Origin of the sequence: Vibrio toranzoniae, from assembly GCF_024347655.1 — a bacterium.
Classification (GTDB): domain Bacteria; phylum Pseudomonadota; class Gammaproteobacteria; order Enterobacterales; family Vibrionaceae; genus Vibrio; species Vibrio toranzoniae.
The window spans coordinates 610,755-629,467 of record NZ_AP025514.1; the positions used below are offsets into that span (position 1 = coordinate 610,755).

An 18,713-nucleotide genomic window follows, 5' to 3' on the forward strand; every position below is an offset into this window, starting at 1 on the left:
CGCACTCGTATTTTCGTCTAAGATGTAGGGGAAATGTCACTCGATTATTTGAGTTTATAAACATAAAATGGAATTTGTGACAGATATGAGTCGAGAGTATTTTATCTGATGTCTCTATCTCAGGTGAAAATTGACGAGAATAGCTTGAGTATCAGCATGAGAAAGAGGGGGCAAAGTATCTCTGCAAAGTACTGGATAAAAAAGGTTCAACTCAATGATTCAGTTGAACCTTTTATCTGTCAGGTTAAGCCTTGAATGATGACGAACTTTTCAAGTAACTCGTCATCAGTTTCAATATGATTTGGGTCAGTGATAATGCATTTGGTAATGGGGCACACTGATTGACATGTTGGCTTTTCATAGTGACCTTTACACTCAGTACATAAATCAGGATCGATCTCAAAGATTCTGTCGCCCATAGTGATTGCACCATTTGGGCATTCTGGGTCACACATATCGCAGTTGATGCACTTGTCAGTTATTAGTAGAGCCATCTATCTTTCCAAAATAAACGTTATTTACCTGATGCATTACGCGTATCTTGGCCTTTGTTCAAGTTGCGCATTAACAAACCGTACTGTAAGTCTAAATCTGTTGGTACAGGGATAAATACAAAGTGACCGTTGCCTTTCGCATCGTCTACAGCTTCAGATTTACGATTTTCCATGACTTCTAATTTGAAGACAACGTTACCTTTCGGTGTCATCATCTCTAAGCTATCGCCTAATAGGAATTTATTCTTCACTTCGACTTCCGCTAGGTCACCACGGCGCTTACCTGTGAACTCACCTACGAATTGTTGAGTATCAGAGATAGAGTAACCGTACTCGTAGTTTTGGTATGTGTCGTGTGTATGACGGCGTAGGAAGCCCTCAGTGTAGCCACGGTGAGCTAGGCTCTCTAGCGTACCCATTAGGCTTTCATCAAATGGTTTGCCTGCTACAGCATCGTCGATAGCTTTACGGTAAACTTGTGCTGTACGTGCACAGTAGTAGAAAGACTTAGTACGGCCTTCGATTTTAAGCGAGTGAACACCCATTTTCGTTAGTCGCTCAACGTGTTGGATTGCACGAAGGTCTTTCGAGTTCATGATGTAAGTACCATGCTCATCTTCAAACGCGGCCATTTTTTCTTCTGGCTTGTGTGACTCAGAAAGTAACACAACTTCATCTGTTGGTTTGCCAAGACCTAGTGTGTTGTCTGGACGCTCATCTTGAACTTCAATGTCTTGCGTTTCTACTTCTTGAATAGCAACACCTGTCGGATTTACTTCAACGATCTGACCGTTTTCGTCTTCTTTCGCAGCTTCTGTCTTGTATTCCCAACGACAAGCGTTCGTGCAAGTACCTTGGTTTGGGTCGCGTTTGTTCATGTAACCAGAAAGCAGGCATCGACCAGAGTACGCCATGCAAAGTGCACCGTGCACAAAAATCTCCAACTCAGTTTCTGGGCAGTGTTCGCGAATCTCTTCGATCTCTTCAAGAGATAGCTCTCGAGATAGGATCACACGCTCAACGCCTTGAGTTGACCAGAACTTAACGGTTGCCCAGTTTACTGCGTTTGCTTGAACAGAAAGGTGGATTGGCATCTCAGGGAATGCTTCACGAACCATCATGATAAGGCCAGGATCCGACATAATAAGCGCATCTGGGCCCATCTCAACAATTGGCTTAAGGTCGCGAATGAACGTTTTTAATTTAGAGTTGTGAGGCTGAATGTTACATACAACATATAACTTTTTGCCTTGAGCATGAGCTTCATCGATACCGATTTGTAGGTTTTCGTGATTGAACTCGTTGTTACGAACGCGAAGGCTGTAACGTGGCTGGCCTGCGTATACAGCATCAGCGCCGTAAGCGAATGCGTAACGCATGTTTTTGAGGCTTCCTGCCGGTGATAATAGTTCCGGTACAAATGGTTTTTGTGTCGTCATTGCTTCGTTCTCTAGTCTGATCTCAAGTCAGGTTGATACCACCAAGTGATATCAAAGGGGCGCAAATTTTACGCTAAAATGAGTTGGGTTGATAGCCCTAAAGATAACAATGGTATTAAGAAGAGAGCGGAGCTGGAGGAAATACGGCAAGGTAGCTGGGAATTAAGCTCAGGTGCTGTTGACACCTGGGCTTCAAATTTCATGAATTAAGCGTTAGGTTGAGTTAACCCGCCGAGTGACTCGAATAGATTTGGAAGGAACACGCTGAACTCGCCACACAGTAGTGAGAAGTCTGCATCAAAGCGCGCTGCTTGATCTTCGCGAGGAATGTCGTCGTTCTCATCTTTTAGTTCGTCACTGAATTTCAGGCGCTTGATGCTGCCATCTTCAGCAAGAATGAACTCAATGCGATCTTGCCAGTTGATCAGAAGCTTAGTGACCACTTTGTTGGCTTCGATGTGGTTTTTAATCTCATCAGCTTCTAGTTCTTGTTTCTTAACACGAACGATACCGCCGTCTTCTTGGATTGATTTAAGCTCTGCTTCATCGAGCATAGTGATACCTTTAGGTGTATCACCAGATTTCACCCACTCTGTCAGAGTCGTTTCAATCGCTTGCTCTGGAATAGCAGGCACTACTGGCAAGCTACCCATAGTTTTACGTAGTAATGCTAGTACGTCTTCTGCTTTTTTGTAGCTGCTCGCATCAACGACAATGAAACCCTCTTTTGGCATGATCAGCGCGTAAGTGAAATTACTGCGGCTGAATGCACGAGGAAGCAGATCAATGATGATGTCTTCTTTTAGGTTGTCTTTCTCTTTCTTTTTAAGAGGTGTTCCCGATTCTGCCTCAAGCGTTTCTACTTTTGCGTTCAGTGACTCTTTGATCACAGAAGCAGGTAGCATTTTCTCTTCTTTCTTTGCACAGATTAGAATGCGGTTTTCTGAGACGTGCGTCATCATATCGCCATGTTTACCCATTGCGTGTACCCAACCAAATTTCTGTTTGTCTTGGCTACCACAAGGAGTAAAGCGGAATTCTTCAAGTTGTTTCTCTAGCTGATCTGCATTGAAATCAATATCACGGTTGAAGCGATAGACTAGGCAATTTTTAAACCACATAAATATTTCTCATACCTTTTTAGAAGTGCCTCATGATATGAGATCTAATTCGATTTGTCCCTAGCTCTGTATCAAAACTTACAAAGTGAAATGTTTGAGACAGTTATATGAAAATTTGTTTTCAAAGGTCACAAAAGTGTCATAATTAACTCAGATAATGCAATGCGTTGATTACTTATAAAGGCTATTCAATTATGTCGAGAAGGATTCTGGTCGTTGAAGATGAAGCACCAATTCGTGAGATGTTGTGTTTCGTGCTTGAACAAAAAGGCTACCAAGCAGTAGAGGCTGAAGATTACGATACAGCGGTAAATAAGCTATGTGAACCTTTCCCAGATCTAGTGTTACTAGATTGGATGCTACCTGGTGGTAGCGGGATAAACTTTATCAAGCATATGAAGCGTGAAGAGTTAACTCGCAACATCCCTGTGGTGATGCTGACAGCTCGTGGTGAAGAAGAAGATAAAGTTCGTGGCTTAGAAGTTGGCGCTGACGATTACATTACCAAACCATTTTCACCAAAAGAGTTAGTAGCTCGCCTGAAAGCAGTTATTCGCCGTGTAACACCAACCGCACTGGAAGATGTGATTGATGTACAAGGTCTTAAACTAGACCCAGTCTCGCATCGCGTTACAGCAAGCGAAGGTCCCGTTGATATGGGACCGACAGAATTTAAAATGTTGCACTTCTTTATGACGCACCAAGAGCGTGTATACAGCCGAGAGCAGCTACTTAACAACGTTTGGGGTACGAATGTTTACGTTGAAGACCGCACCGTTGATGTGCATATTCGACGCCTACGTAAAGCGCTTGAATCGGCAGGTCACGATAAGCTAATTCAAACGGTTCGCGGCGCGGGTTACCGTTTTTCTACAAAAGCTTAATGTGGCTTCGCTGCAGTCTACGGAGTCCTGAATGGTTGAAAAGTTAACCTGGAAAAAGCTGGTTTGGGAACTGGTTTTTTTTTACGCACCATGGATTTTAGTCGGATGGGTATTCGGTTATTTATCTTGGTTACTGCTGGCTGCTACGGTATTGCAGCTCGGCTGGCATCTACATAATCAAATGCGTTTGTCCGCATGGTTGTGGGATGAGAAGCGTCTAACACCACCTTCAGGCTCAGGAAACTGGGAATCTCTGTTTAACGGTATTTACCGTATGCAACAGAGACAGCGTCGTAAAAGAAAAGAGCTGACCAACCTGATCCGCCGTTTTCGAAACGGTGCTGAATCTTTACCCGATGCCGTTGTGGTGTTTCGCGGTGAAGGGAATATTGTTTGGTGTAACAAGCTCGCTCAATATTTGTTGGGCTTTCGTTGGCCGGACGATTCTGGGCAACCGATCTCGAATCTGATTCGTACGCCAGACTTTATTAAGTATCTGAACAAGCAAGATTTCTCTGAGCCATTAGAGATGCCTTCGCCTCTGAACGTGGAGCGTATGCTTGAGTTACGTATTGTGCCTTATACCGAAGGTGAACACCTGATGGTAGTGCGTGATGTGACTCAACTAAAACAGCTAGAAGGCATGCGTCGTAACTTCTTTGCTAACGTTTCTCACGAATTGCGCACTCCAATGACCGTACTTCAAGGTTATCTTGAAATGACGGAAGATCCAGACATGATCGTCGGCCCGATGTGGACCAAGGCGCATGGTGTGATGACAGAACAATTGAATCGCATGAACAGTTTGGTGAACCAACTACTGACTCTTTCAAAAATAGAAGCGGCGCCAATGCACGAGCTAGACGAAGTCGTCAATGTACCGGCGATGCTCGAAGTTCTTGAAAAAGAAGCGGCGAGCTTAAGTGGTGACTGTGGGCACAAACTTGAGTTTGATATCGATACGAGTTTACGAGTATTAGCCGATGAAGACCAGTTGAGAAGTGCGATATCGAATCTGGTTTATAACGCGGTGAAATACACACCACCGGGCGCTACGGTTAGGGTTCGTTGGTACCAGACCAGTCAAGGCGCGTGTTTGGATGTGTCAGACACTGGAGATGGTATTGAACCTCAACACTTACATAGACTGACAGAACGCTTTTATCGGGTCGATAAGGCGCGTTCACGTGATACCGGCGGCAGTGGTTTAGGGCTCGCTATCGTTAAGCATGCGCTAAGTCATCATGATTCCCATTTAGAAATTCAAAGTGAAGTGGGTGTTGGTAGCCGTTTCCATTTCACGTTACCAAATAGATTAACCGTGTCATGAGTTGTTTAGTACGCAGGGTGCGTTTCTTAGTCAGTTCGTTGTTAGCATTTGCTTTGGTTCACACTGCTTATGCGGAACAGAGCGTCAAGCCTCTTCCCGATTATTCCAAGGTTCCAGGTATTTCGGGAAGTTTGTTGTCGGTAGGTTCAGATACCTTAGCGGGCATGACAACGTTGTGGGTTGAAGAGTTCAAATCTTACTATCCGAACGTGAATGCTCAGGTCCAAGCTTCAGGCTCGGCGACGGCCCCTCCAGCTTTAACAGAAGGTACAGCTCACCTTGGACCAATGAGTCGTCCGATGCGCTTACGAGAAATTGAAGCGTTCGAAAGAGAGCATGGCTATAAGCCTACCGCGCTCAGAGTCGCTATCGATGCGATTGGCGTGTTCGTACACAAAGATAACCCGATCAAAGGGCTCAACTTCCGTCAGATAGATGGCATTTTCTCGGAGACTTTACGCTGCGGTGGTGTTAGGAATATCGAAAATTGGCGAGAGTTAGGTATTAAACAACCTTGGGCAAAGCATCGCTTCCAACTGTTTGGGCGAAACTCGGTGTCTGGTACTTATGGTTACTTTAAGCAGAATGCTTTGTGCGGTGGTGATTTCAAGAATCGAGTCAATGAGCAGCCGGGTTCAGCTTCTGTTGTTCAATCTGTTGCTTTGTCGATCAGCGGCATTGGATACACAGGCATTGGCTATCGTGTTGCGGGGGTGAGACAGGTGCCTGTGGTTAAGACGGGTGATCAATATGTACACGCAACAAGAGAAAACATCCTAAGTGGCGCTTATCCGCTTTCGCGCTTCTTGTATGTTTATGTGAATAAACACCCAAACAAGCCGCTTTCTCCGGTCGAGCAAGAGTTCTTAACCTTTATCTTTTCTAAACAAGGTCAAGAGTTGGTGGAAAAAGACGGCTACGTTTCTATTCCTCACGAATACGCCAAACAAGAACTCGCAAAAGTAGGGCTTTGAGCTCCCGATTGGCAATTACGCTTTTTGATTATCATCGAAGCTTAGTTGCCATTCAGCATTACTCCACAGTTCCTGTTCTGCGGCTAAGTCCGCCGCTAATAACTTATTCTCATCAAGCCAATCACCATCGGCACCACAAATCTTCCAATGGTCTTTATCGATGACTTCAATGCGCGTTTTTAAACGAGCAGTATCGTTGCGTTGACCATTGAGAATGATGGATAGACGTAATATGCGAATTAAGCTGATCAAGTGCTTACTCTTAAATAAATTCAGTTCAGGCATGTCTTGAAGCTTAAGGGCTTTGCGCTGGAAGCGAGCTAATATCGACATGACCATTTGTTGCTCGCTGTTAAAGCCTGGCATATTGGTATGCTCAAGAAGATACGCAGAGTGCTTATGGAAGCCTGAGAAGCTGATACTCAGTCCGACCTCGTGTAATAGAGCACTCCATTCAAGCAGTTCAAACAGCTGACTTTTTTTCTTAATGCATAGCTCATCGCAGAGCTGATGTAAGAACTCGCTTGCTTGTTCTTTTACGCGAGTCGCGTGGTCGAAATCAACGGAGTGTTTGGCTGCTAGGTTTTCTGTAGTTCGCATGCGAATGTCCGAACGCTGAAAGCGATCTTCCATCTCATAGAGCAAGCCTTCACGAAGCGCACCGTCTGAAAAGTGCATCTCTTTGACTGAAAGAGCCATGAATATCGCAGTGAGGATAGCCACTCCGCCAGCAAAAACGGGTTGGCGCTCCTCTGTGAGTCCTTTGAGTTTTATCTCTTCAATAGTGTCGTGTTCGCACAATACATCAATTAAATGGCCTAATCGCTTTTCAGTAATAATGGCATCTTCATAGCCCATTCCGACCAAGACTTCTTTGATTGCTTTGATGGTTCCTGAGGAGCCAAGAGCTGCATCCCAGCCTTTATTTTTGTATTTAGCGGCTAGAGGCTCTAGACGTTGTTGAGCTGCAATGATGGCCTTAGAGAAGTTCTTGCGAGAGAGTTTCCCATTCGAGAAGTATCGCTGTGTAAAGCTCACGCAGCCCATCTGTTTACTGTTGACGAGCTTTGCCTCAAACCCTTTGCCGATAATCAATTCGGTACTGCCACCGCCAATATCCACAACTAATTTCGAATCTGACTCTGGCTGTGTGTGAGCTACGCCTAAATAGATAAGTCGCGCTTCTTCTTCCCCGGGAATTACTTCGATAGGAAAAGGAAGCACCTCACGAGCACGCTGGATAAAAATATGAGCGTTGTTTGCTTGGCGGAGTGTGTGGGTGGCAGCAATACGAACGTTTTCGACTTCAAAGCCTTGTAAGCGCTCGGCAAACATAGCGAGACACTCTAAACCACGCTCGATGGCTGCATTGCTTAGGTTTGATTGGTCATCGAGGCCAGAGCCAAGCCTGACTCTTTGCTTATGTCGGCTGACAAGTTGCAATTCTTGCCCTATGACTTTAGCCACAACCATGTGAAAGCTATTAGAGCCTAAATCGATGGCTGCAACGTGTTTGATAGGTAGTGGGGATACCGCCTCAAGTGAGCCGGTATTACTGGATTCTTCTGGCGTATTGGCCTTGGTTTTTTTAGCTTGGCTCATCGTGAGATTGTTGTTCCCTAGCTTTTCGAGTCTGTTTCTCTACCTGCTTGAGGTAATCATAGATGGCGACTTGTGAGCGGCGTTTTTTACGGTTACCACGAGGGACGTAAGCGTTGCTCATCTCTTTGTCTATCCACCTTGCTTTAACTGTATCGGTAAAATGAATATTTACAATGTCGATGATGCGTTGTTTCAAACGTTCATCACGGATTGGCGCTGCGACTTCAATACGGTGGTCGATGTTTCGTGTCATCCAATCCGCCGATGAGATAAACACCTTAGGGTCGCCATCGTTATGTGTAATCAAAACGCGTGGGTGCTCTAGGAATCGGTCGATGATACTGATGATTTCAATGTTCTCGCTGATGCCTTCTACTCCCGGAACCAGTGAGCACATACCTCGTATGATCATACGAATTTTGACTCCAGCATTGCTTGCACCATAAAGTTTGTTGATCAGCCCTTTGTCGACTAAGTTGTTCACCTTCAATGTGATTTCTGCTTTCTTGCCGGACTTGGCATTGGCAGTTTCTGTATCGATAAGACGGTAAAGTTTTTTACGTGAATTACGTGGCGACACAATTAAGTGGTCAAACTTTACAGGGCGGTAAGGGTTCTCAATATACCCAAAGACATTACGCACCTCGTTAGTTAGCTCTTGATCGGCGGTGAGCAGTGAGAAGTCTGTGTAAATTCTTGCTGTCTTTTCATGGAAGTTACCCGTACCGATATGCGCGTAATAAGTAATTTCTTCACCTTCTCGGCGGCTGATAAGAAGTAACTTAGAGTGGATCTTCAAACCTGTAGCACCAAAGATTACGTGAACGCCAGCGTCAGTTAGAATTTTTGACCATTCGATATTGGCTTCCTCATCGAATCGAGCTTGAAGTTCAACCACCACAGTTACGTTTTTCCCATTGTGAACCGCATCAATCAACGAGTTCATTAACTGAGAGTTTTTCGCTACACGATAGATGTTGATCTTGATACCGATGACTTTTGGATCAAATGAAGCCTGACGAACCAACTCAGCTATGTGATCAAAGGTATGGTATGGATAGTTTAACAAGATATCTTGATTCTTGATGGCATCAAAACTGTTATCAAACCCATCAAAGTCGGCGCATGACATAGGGGGTAACGGCTTGTTTTCTAAGTATTCACGACCAACATTCGGGAAACCAATGAAATCTTTAAAATTATGGTAACGACCACCAGGAATCAGGTTGTCGTAGTTAGAGATCCCTAATTTGCCACACAAGAAATCCAGCATATTTTTCGGCATTGTGTGTTCGTAAACAAAACGCACGGGCATTGCACTGAGCCTTTGAGCGACACCTTCCGACATTTGTTCTAGCAAACTATGTTCGACTTCATGACTAAGATCGTATTCGGCATCACGTGTCATTTTCATCGCGTGACAGTTGAGTTGATCGTATTCAAAAAAGCCTTTAAATAGGTCATCAATGCAGTATCTGATGATGTTATCAAGTAAGATGATGGTCTTGCGGCGCTTTCCTTTCTGCTCTGGAACCATGACAAAGCGCGGAAGGTGATCGGTCGGTATCTCTATGACGGCGTATTTGGATTGCTGCTCTTTTTGAAGTTCGACGGTCAGGTAGGCATATTCATCTTTTAAGAATTGAAGCACATTAATCTCGTCGGTCATCAAAAGGGGAGTAATGTGTGGAAGTACTTCTTTCTTAAAGTATTTTCTTATCCATTTCTTTTGAGGGTCATTCAGTTGCGTCTCGTTGACCAAGAAAATTCGTCGCCTTGCCATCTCTAGAATAAGCTCATTGTAGAGTTCATCAAAACGCTGGTTTAGCTTAAACGCTTTGGTTTGCATCTTGGTAAGCAAATGCTTTGAGTTATCGTGGATCCCACGTTCTTGGTTGATCAAAATACGACGTTTAACGTCAGAGAATCGAACTTTGTAAAACTCGTCTAGGTTATTAGAAAAGATCCCAAGAAATCGCACTCTTTCGATAAGAGGCACCGTTTTGTCCGCTGATTCTTGTAAAACTCTCTCGTTAAAGGAGAGCCAACTGAGTTCTTTTTCTATATAGAGTTTTTCAGCGTTCATAATCCATCCTAGACATCTTAAAGAGTGTGAGATTACTCAAATTGTAAAAATGAGCAGAGTATGCTGTTTTTGTTACGGTATTATTTCACTCTACAGTTTCAACAAAACTTACTATTCTTTTCAGTTGTTTAATGTGAGTTGTAATATAATTGTCATGTAAACGAAATATTATGATATTAGCTCAAAAAAGGTAGATAGACAGATGACCGCAGCCGAAATTTCATTGAAAAAACGAGATAAAAAAAGATGGTTGAAAGACCGTCTTATGCGTTTTGCAGTGACGTTAGGTGGTGTTAGCGTATTGGCGGCACTGGTTCTTATCTTTATTTACCTAGCGATGGTTATTCTTCCTATCTTTGCTGACTCAAGTTTAGAGACAGATCAAAAAGTCCAACCTGTGATAGTGCAAGATCCAATTACAATGACGATCGATGAATATGGTCAACATGCTTTAGTGATCGATCGCGATGGTTCGGTAGATTATTGGACTCTTGATAATACTCAATCGACTCCATACTTCTCAGCGTCAATTATTGAAGACTCGGTTGCGTTTGCTCGAAGCGCGCCCTCAGACAATTGGTTCGCCTTTGCTAATCGCCAAGGCCAAGTGCAGTTGTTTCAGCCGAAGTTCTTAAAGCCTCTTGCCGTAAGAAAAGGTCAAGCTGATAGCCCTCGCATCAACTACCTTCAACTCAACGGTAAACCGTTTGAATTTTTAGATGACATCGCTTTGAGTAGTGGCTTGAGCGTTGAAAAGCTAACATTTGCGACCGACAATAGTCTTCTGACGCTGGTGGCTCAGCTGTCCAATAACCGCATTCTAATAAAATGGTACCAAGCGTCATTGACTGGTGAGTATTCAGAGGTCAACTCACAATGGTTATCTAAAGAGTTTGGACTGCAAGACCAGCTTTTAATGACGCCTAACGGGCACACTCTATACCTTCGAAACGCCTCTGATCTTACGATTTTAACCACGGGAGCGAACGAGTTCTCGGTTAGGGAAGTGATCGACTTAAGTTTAGGTGATGAGCTGCATTCCGTTAAGAGTATTGACTTGTTGTCCGGTGCTTATTCTCTGCTCGTGAGTCATTTTGATGGGCGAGTCTCTCAATGGTTTGATGTATTGAGCAATGAGCAGCGTAACTTGACTCACATTCGAGACTTTAAGCTGCCTTCAGAGGTTCAATTCTTACTGCCTGATACGTATCGCAAAGGCTTTTACAGTTTCTATCAGAATGGCACGATTCAAAGCCACTATACGACCAGTGAAAAGTTATCTCTGTTTGAGAAAGCTTATAAGAAGTCGCCACAACTCGCGGCCATGTCTGCGAATGAACTTCACCTCGCGACACTGAGTGATGGCGTTATTAGTCTTGCTTTAGTCGATAATCCATACCCAGAGATATCTTTTTCATCGTTATGGCAAAAGGTTTGGTACGAGAGCTACCCAGAGCCTCAATATGTGTGGCAGTCCACTTCGGCAAATGATGATTTTGAAGGGAAATTCAGCTTAGTTCCTCTGACTTTTGGCACACTTAAGGCCGCACTGTTTGCGATGATGTTCGCGGTGCCTATTGCGGTACTTGGCGCTATTTACACCGCTTACTTTATGACTCCAAAGATGCGTCGAGTGGTAAAACCTTCGATTGAATTAATGGAAGCATTGCCGACAGTTATCATCGGGTTTGTAGCGGGTTTGTGGTTTGCTCCTATCGTGGAAACGCATTTAACGGCTATTGTCTCACTGTTATTGGTGCTACCTCTTAGCACGTTGGTTGTTGGTTTAATTTGGTACTGCTTACCACACGATTGGGTGAGCCGTTTTCCTAATGGTTGGCATGCACTGATTCTGGTTCCTGTTTTGATTGTGACCACTGTGATCGTGCTTAACTTGGGTGGGAAAATTGAATCGTTGTTGTTTGCTGGTGATATCAAGCTCTTTTTAAACCACCATGGGATCGATTTTGACCAACGTAACGCTCTTGTGATTGGGTTCGCGATGGGCTTCGCTGTTATCCCAACCATTTTCACTATCGCAGAAGACGCTATTTTCTCGGTGCCTAAGCACTTGTCGGATGGTTCTTTGGCGCTAGGCGCCACACCTTGGCAAACCCTTATTTATGTTGTGCTGCTTACTGCAAGTCCCGGAATTTTCTCTGCAATCATGATGGGGTTGGGTAGAGCGGTTGGTGAGACCATGATCGTGCTGATGGCGACCGGTAATACGCCTATCATGGATTGGAATATTCTTGAGGGGATGCGAACGCTATCTGCGACGATTGCTGTTGAGCTTCCTGAATCAGAGGTTGGCAGCCCTCACTTTAGATTGTTGTTCCTAGCTGCGTTACTTCTATTCGTCTTTACCTTCGCCGTGAACTCGATTGCGGAATGGGTAAGACAAAGGCTGCGAGATAAATACCGTGCTTTATAATTTTTATCAGAATCGTCAATCGCAACCAGTAAGAGAGCTTCTTCATGTTTAAGTGGATTAAATCGGGATCTCCTTGGATATGGTTAACTGGTGGTGCCGTTAGTATTAGTATGCTGTCGGTACTTGGCCTGATCTTATTTATTGGCTGGAAAGGGTTAACCTATTTCTGGCCTGCGCCCCTGTACCAATGGCAAGTGAATGAAACAGAAAGTCTTGCAAATGTGCCATTTCAGCATCAAGAGATGGCAAAGAACCGTTTAATCGGTCAACTCTATGATCGTAAATACATTCCGGTTGAACAACTGTCGAATGTGCAAGATAAGAAGTTGCCGCAAGAGATTATTGATAAAGGGGCAGTTCGACGTCTTAGTATCAAAATTGCTAACCGCGAACTGTACCCTGCGGATTTCGTATCTATTCTTGAGGTGAACCTTAAAGAACCAACCACACCAGAAGAGTGGGCTGTGATCGAGCGTAGCCGCGGTGGGTACTTCTTCGGAAAGCCGGTTGGCTTTAGGAGTGCTGACGGTGTTCTAACCGATGATATCGAGAAAGAACTGGTTGAAGGCTTAACTCACGCCGACACGCTGCGTGATGAAATTAAAAAGATCGTTAACCAAACAGTCCGCACAACAAGTTGGGCGTTAGAGCAATTACGTTTAGAAAAGCGTAAAAAAGAGCTCAATGACAACCTGTCAGATACAGAGCGACAAGAGCTCGAGTCTAAACGTTTGGCTTTAAGAAGTGAACTCGCCTCGGGAGAATATCAACTCGATTCTTTAAGACAACAGCTCAACCTCGATACTCTGATGGTTGAAGATATGACGGGCAAAGTTGTTGAGATTCCGCTGAGTGAGATCTTAGACTTTTGGTTCCCAAATCAGATGACCTACCCAGAGAAAGTGCTGCATTGGTGTGAGCAGGTCTGGAAGTTCTTATCTGAAAAACCTAGGGAGTCCAATTCTGAAGGGGGGGTGTTCCCTGCGATTTTCGGTACGGTACTTTTAGTGCTGATCATGTCGATTGTCGTTATGCCACTTGGTGTCATTGCCGCGATTTATCTAAATGAATACGCAAAAAACAATGCGCTAACTCGCTTGATTCGCATTGCGGTTATTAACTTAGCGGGTGTGCCATCCATCGTTTATGGTGTATTTGGTTTAGGCTTTTTTGTTTACACCATTGGTGGTTCTATAGATTCGTTGTTCTACGCGGAGCGTTTACCAGCGCCGACATTTGGTACACCAGGCTTGTTGTGGTCAGCATTGACTCTGGCTGTGTTAACATTACCTGTAGTGATTGTGACCGCGGAGGAAGGGTTAACGCGAATCCCGAGTTCTGTGAGGCATGGTTCTCTCGCTTTGGGGGCAACCCCGTCTGAAACCTTGTGGCGTATCGTTTTACCGATGGCGAGCCCTGCGATTATTACCGGGCTTATTCTGGCTGTAGCACGTGCTGCGGGAGAAGTGGCGCCATTAATGCTAGTGGGTGTGGTGAAATTAGCGTCGAGCTTACCGGTCGATGCTCAGTTCCCATATGTGCATCTCGACAGAAAATTTATGCATTTGGGCTTTCACATTTATGATGTGGGTTTTCAAACCTCAAACATAGAAGCGGCAAGACCCCTAGTTTATGCGACATCATTTTTGTTGGTTACTGTGATTGTTGGGTTGAACCTGACCGCGATTAATATTCGAAATAACTTGCGTGAAAAGTACCGAACCTTAGGACAAGATTAAGATGTTCTCAATTAATGAAACCTTGGGTTATCAAGCACCTTTAGATGTGCACAACCTAACTGAAGAGCAAACAGCCATCTCGATTGAAGGGCTGAACCTATACTACAAAGAAGCGCAGGCACTTGATGATATCTCGATGACAATACCTAAAGGGCAGGTGACGGCTTTTATCGGTCCTTCGGGTTGTGGAAAGTCGACACTGCTTCGCTGTATTAACCGTATGAACGATCTTGTTGAAGGCTGCAAAGTCTCCGGCAAAGTGAAGTTGTACGGAAACAATGTTTATCATCCTAAGGTTGATGTAGCGACCTTAAGACGTCGTGTTGGTATGGTATTTCAACGCCCGAATCCTTTCCCTAAATCCATCTATGAGAATGTGGTTTATGGGTTGAGGCTGCAAGGTCTGAGTAATAGTCGTGATCTTGATGATGCGGTTGAGCGTTCATTACGCGCAGCGGCGTTATGGGATGAAGTAAAAGATCGTTTGCATGAGAATGCCTTTGGTTTATCTGGCGGCCAACAGCAACGATTAGTTATTGCTCGAGCGGTTGCGATTGAACCGGAAGTACTTTTGCTAGATGAGCCAACATCGGCCTTGGATCCAATTTCTACTTTGACTATTGAAGAGTTAATCAACGAGCTAAAAACACAATATACCGTGGTAATCGTGACTCATAACATGCAACAGGCTGCTCGTGTTAGTGACCATACTGCTTTCATTCATATGGGGAAATTGATCGAGTACTCAGATACGGACTCAATATTTACGTCGCCATTGAAAAATCAAACAGAAGACTACATTACAGGTAGGTACGGTTAACTTTTGAGTTGGTGCCACCTAGAGTTAAACCACTCTATATAAACGGTTTGATTTATTTCTTTGCAAGGAGCTGATATGCATTTCGGTCGCCACATTTCAGGGCAATTTAACGTCGAATTAGAGTCGATCCGTACTCACGTACTCACCATGGGTGGGCTCGTGGAACAGCAACTTTCATTTGCAATGCAAGCGCTTCACAGAGATGACGTTGAACTGGCTAAGAAAGTGATTCGTGACGATCATAAAGTGAATGCGATGGAAGTGTCTATCGATGAGGCATGCACCCGTATTATTGCTAAGCGTCAGCCCACCGCAAAAGACCTTCGTTTGATTATGGCTATCATCAAAACGATTACTGATTTGGAAAGAATTGGTGATGTCGCTTCTAAAATAGCGCAAGGCGCGATAGAGGCCCCCTCGGCCAAAGACCAGAAGTTTCATGTTTCTTTAGAGCCTCTTTGTCGTCAAGCGATAACTATGCTCCATCAGGTATTGGATGCATTTGCACGTATGGATGTTGATGCCGCGGCTGAAGTACATAAGCTTGATGATAAGCTAGACGCTGAATACGAAGCTGTAATTCGTCAGCTAATGACTTACATGATGGAAGAGCCGAAGAATATACCTATTATCTTACAGGTTATGTGGTCAGCTCGTGCTATTGAACGAGTGGGCGACCGTTGTCAAAATATTTGCGAATATATTATCTATTTTGTTAAGGGAAAAGATGTTCGACATCTAGGTGAACAAAGCCTAGATGACGCACTAAAATAGATTGAACTCGTCCCTTCGAAAAGTGCTTCCCATACGACTTAAACCGACAGTTGGCAGTGACCGTACTGAACTTAATATGGCATGAGTGAGATTCGGCAATTTGGTACTCTTCGACTTATGTTAGTGGTTATTACTCTTTAATCGTTAAAGCGACCCTCACATCAAATACCTTGTTGGCGTCAGTGACAGGAATCTGGTAATCATCAATATCATCACTCCCCATTTGAGCGGACGAGCTGTTTTCCATTCGGCTAGCTCTTGTGGATCTCCCTGAAAGGTGAAGTGCGGGTACTTGGGTGGTGCTTTGAATCACTTTAGCGTTAGTCGCGTTTACGCCAGCGCCTGCCATGATATCGATTCTACCATTCGCTTGTGTGACCATGTCTGCCAATACATTGACTCCCTGCTCGGCATTAACAGCAAGCCCGGATGTTAGAACTCTTTCACATCCAAGTGAAATAACTTGTTCTAACGCCGTTTGGTAATCAGAGCTATGATCAATGGCTCTATGAAAAGTGATTCCTAGTTCTAAGGAGTGTGCTTTGTCTGCCAGTTGCTGCATTTTCGGCATATCAATACTTCCGTTAGGCATTAATACTCCTAGCACCACTCCATTCAATCCTGCTTTAGAGCTCGCTTCAATGTCTTCCAGCATGCAGAGCATATCGTCGTCATCGAAAATGAAGTCGCCCTGTCGTGGGCGTATCATAGCGTATACCGGAACCGATGAAATCTGAGCGGCTTGCTTCATCATTCCAAAGCTCGGCGTTAGTCCACCTAAAGCGAGTGAGGAGCAAAGCTCAATTCGATTTGCTCCGCCAGATAAGGCATTGTGTAAGGATTCTAAGTTATCAATACACACTTCAATTTCAGTGTTCATCCTATTTATCCGTTCAAAAAGATATTGATGAAATAATAGCAATCTAGATGCGATTTTGAATAGATGGTAACAGAGGAAAATAGGGGTAAAGTTTGGTCTTGCGGTTACCTCAATTCATGGCTAGGTAAATGGCGTGGGATCATTGATGTTGGATAGAGGAAAACAAAAAGCCCGAAGCGTTAACTTCGGGCTTTGAATAAGACTTTACTTCTTAACTGATTGGCGGTGCGCTTTGCGCTATTAGCTTATGCTTATTTCTCTTTAAAGAGATTCATCCAACCATTAACCCGTGTTGAGTTCGGGCTTAAGAGGTAATTACTTGCTTAGGTCGTCAGCGTGCTCAGATAGGAATGCTGCAACACCTTTTGGAGATGCGTCCATACCTGATTTACCTTCTTCCCATTGTGCAGGACAAACTTCACCGTTCTTCTCGTGGAAGTTTAGTGCGTCTACCATGCGTAGCATTTCGTCGATGTTACGACCTAGCGGAAGATCGTTAACTACTTGGTGACGTACAAGACCGTCAGCATCGATTAGGAAAGAACCACGGAAAGCAACACCTGCTTCTGGGTGCTCAACATCGTATGCTTTGCAGATTTCGTGCTTAACGTCAGCAACTAGAGGGTATTTAACTTGACCGATACCGCCGTCAGCGATAGCGGTGTTACGCCATGCGTTGTGAGAGAATTGTGAATCGATAGAAACACCGATTACTTCAACGCCTTTAGCTTGGAAATCTTCTAGACGGTTGTCGAAAGCGATTAGCTCTGAAGGACAAACGAAAGTGAAGTCTAGTGGGTAGAAGAAAACTACCGCTTTCTTACCTTTAGTGAATTCTGCGAAGTTGAAGTTATCAACGATCTCACCGTTACCTAGAACAGCTGCTGCAGTAAAGTCAGGGGCTTGACGACCTACTAGTACCATTTGGAATCTCCTAAAAATTAGTTGGCCCAACACATCTTTGTTTGGGCTCCGTTTCTACGGGACAAACTATAGTACAATATGTACTATAGAAAAAAGCGAATTAAATAGATTAAGTTAATCGAAAAAAACGATGAGCTTATTCTTTGCCCAGTCCTTAGGTCTGATGACCTTTACCTAATTTATCCTACTCATATTACAAAGTAATTTCATGAATAAATGGCCAAGTCTTAAGCAACTTCACTATCTTGTTACGCTTCACGAAACTCGTCACTTTAGTGATGCAGCTGATCGCTGTTTCGTCAGTCAATCTACATTAAGTAAAGGTATTCAAAATTTAGAGGAGCTGATTGGTTGCCCTCTTTATGAGAAGAAAGATAAAAAGAGCCCATTAGTTTTTACTCAAGCGGGTGAGCTGGTGGTGAAGTATGGTCGAGAGCTATTGGCGAAAGGGCAAGACTTAGTCGAGCTTGGTAGTTTGTGCAATGGCGATACGATGCAAGGTCAGCTGCGGCTGGGATGTATCCCTACTATTGCCCCGTTCCTATTATGCGATTTGGTACAAGAAGCGAATCAACGCTTCCCACAGTTGAACTTGCTGTTACGTGAAGACACGACAACTAACCTATTAGCTGCGCTGCGTCATGGTGAGTTGGACGTGTTGATTCTGGCTCTGCCTGTCGATATCGACAACATGGAAAGCAAAGTTGTGGGGCAAGATCCTTTTAGAATGGTGATCAGTCGTAATCAAGCAGATGGCATTCGTGTTCCTATTAAATACGCTGACTTGCCTGACGAGTCTGTATTCTTGTTGGAGAACGAGCACTGTTTAACAGAGCATGCAGTGTCAGCCTGTAAGTTAACCGATAAAGAGAAGATCAACCCGTTCACTGCAACAAGCTTACACACACTAGTGCAAATGGTGGCAAATGGCTTAGGAACCACCTTTATTCCTCAGATGGCTATCGATCACGGTTTGCTTGAGAATCAGAATCTCGTGGTTATCGATCCGCCAGGTCAAAAGGCCTACCGCGATATTGGCCTTGTATGGCGCCCAAGCTCTTCGCGTCGTGAAACATTTCACCAATTAGCCGATGTGGTTTCTGAATTGTTGTAGACAATATTGAAGCATCAAACCTAATTTTGAGCGGTGAGTTAAGTCGATCTTTTTGTAACGTCATTCGATAAGAAAAACGCCACAATAGTGGCGTTTAT

15 protein-coding genes are annotated in these 18,713 nt (G+C 44.2%); 8 read left to right on the plus strand and 7 right to left on the minus strand.

Going from position 1 to position 18,713, the window contains the following annotated elements; genetic code table 11:
- Positions 1-239: 239 nt before the first annotated feature.
- The 3 genes from OCU50_RS02690 to rdgC form a co-directional block, all read right to left on the minus strand.
- Positions 240-494: a YfhL family 4Fe-4S dicluster ferredoxin gene (locus OCU50_RS02690; RefSeq protein WP_017056160.1), complete on the minus strand. Its 255-nt coding sequence runs from the start codon at positions 492-494 to the stop codon at positions 240-242.
- A gap of 20 nt (positions 495-514) precedes the next feature.
- A complete protein-coding gene (gene trhP, locus OCU50_RS02695) occupies positions 515-1,933 on the minus strand; it encodes a prephenate-dependent tRNA uridine(34) hydroxylase TrhP (RefSeq protein WP_060468434.1) in 1,419 nt (472 codons plus the stop codon).
- Between the two features lie 206 nt (positions 1,934-2,139).
- On the minus strand, positions 2,140-3,054 hold the full coding sequence (rdgC, locus tag OCU50_RS02700; protein WP_060468433.1) for a recombination-associated protein RdgC: 915 nt from the start codon (positions 3,052-3,054) through the stop codon (positions 2,140-2,142).
- Positions 3,055-3,248: 194 nt separating this feature from the next.
- Between rdgC and phoB the strand changes: the two genes are divergently transcribed.
- Genes phoB through OCU50_RS02715 form a run of 3 tightly spaced genes read left to right on the plus strand, consistent with a single transcriptional unit; the run spans position 3,249 to position 6,242 of the window.
- Positions 3,249-3,938 carry a phosphate regulon transcriptional regulator PhoB gene (gene phoB / locus OCU50_RS02705; protein ID WP_004735064.1) on the plus strand — a complete coding sequence of 230 codons (690 nt, stop codon included), beginning with the start codon at positions 3,249-3,251 and terminating at the stop codon, positions 3,936-3,938.
- 31 nt (positions 3,939-3,969) lie between these two features.
- Positions 3,970-5,268, plus strand: a complete 1,299-nt coding sequence (phoR, locus tag OCU50_RS02710) for a phosphate regulon sensor histidine kinase PhoR (RefSeq protein WP_060468432.1) — start codon at positions 3,970-3,972, stop codon at positions 5,266-5,268.
- Entirely contained in the window at positions 5,265-6,242 is a 978-nt protein-coding gene (locus tag OCU50_RS02715; protein ID WP_060468431.1) for a PstS family phosphate ABC transporter substrate-binding protein, read from the plus strand. Before phoR ends, OCU50_RS02715 begins: the two co-directional genes overlap by 4 nt.
- 15 nt (positions 6,243-6,257) lie before the next feature.
- Here OCU50_RS02715 and ppx read toward each other — a convergent pair whose 3' ends face one another.
- Positions 6,258-7,715, minus strand: coding sequence for an exopolyphosphatase (ppx, locus tag OCU50_RS02720; RefSeq protein WP_235588152.1), 1,458 nt, complete (start codon positions 7,713-7,715; stop codon positions 6,258-6,260).
- Between the two features lie 115 nt (positions 7,716-7,830).
- A complete protein-coding gene (gene ppk1, locus OCU50_RS02725) occupies positions 7,831-9,930 on the minus strand; it encodes a polyphosphate kinase 1 (RefSeq protein ID WP_060468430.1) in 2,100 nt (699 codons plus the stop codon).
- A gap of 202 nt (positions 9,931-10,132) precedes the next feature.
- Here ppk1 and OCU50_RS02730 point away from each other — a divergent pair, with 202 nt between their 5' ends.
- The 4 genes from OCU50_RS02730 (at position 10,133) to phoU (ending at position 15,697) form a co-directional block, all read left to right on the plus strand.
- A complete protein-coding gene (locus OCU50_RS02730) occupies positions 10,133-12,364 on the plus strand; it encodes an ABC transporter permease subunit (protein WP_060468429.1) in 2,232 nt (743 codons plus the stop codon).
- A 44-nt stretch (positions 12,365-12,408) separates the two neighbouring features.
- Entirely contained in the window at positions 12,409-14,103 is a 1,695-nt protein-coding gene (pstA, locus tag OCU50_RS02735; RefSeq protein WP_060468428.1) for a phosphate ABC transporter permease PstA, read from the plus strand.
- Between the two features lies 1 nt (position 14,104).
- Positions 14,105-14,923 carry a phosphate ABC transporter ATP-binding protein PstB gene (pstB, locus tag OCU50_RS02740; protein WP_017056170.1) on the plus strand — a complete coding sequence of 273 codons (819 nt, stop codon included), beginning with the start codon at positions 14,105-14,107 and terminating at the stop codon, positions 14,921-14,923.
- Between the two features lie 75 nt (positions 14,924-14,998).
- Positions 14,999-15,697: a phosphate signaling complex protein PhoU gene (gene phoU / locus OCU50_RS02745; RefSeq protein ID WP_060468427.1), complete on the plus strand. Its 699-nt coding sequence runs from the start codon at positions 14,999-15,001 to the stop codon at positions 15,695-15,697.
- 130 nt (positions 15,698-15,827) lie between these two features.
- Here the strand turns inward: phoU and OCU50_RS02750 are convergent, their stop codons facing one another.
- Both OCU50_RS02750 and OCU50_RS02755 read right to left on the minus strand, forming a co-directional pair.
- On the minus strand, positions 15,828-16,577 hold the full coding sequence (locus OCU50_RS02750; protein WP_060468426.1) for a copper homeostasis protein CutC: 750 nt from the start codon (positions 16,575-16,577) through the stop codon (positions 15,828-15,830).
- A gap of 315 nt (positions 16,578-16,892) precedes the next feature.
- On the minus strand, positions 16,893-17,501 hold the full coding sequence (locus tag OCU50_RS02755) for a peroxiredoxin C (protein ID WP_004740353.1): 609 nt from the start codon (positions 17,499-17,501) through the stop codon (positions 16,893-16,895).
- Positions 17,502-17,709: 208 nt separating this feature from the next.
- On the opposite strand from OCU50_RS02755, the gene OCU50_RS02760 reads away from it, so the two are divergent.
- A complete protein-coding gene (locus tag OCU50_RS02760) occupies positions 17,710-18,615 on the plus strand; it encodes a hydrogen peroxide-inducible genes activator (RefSeq protein WP_060468425.1) in 906 nt (301 codons plus the stop codon).
- Positions 18,616-18,713 lie beyond the last annotated feature (98 nt).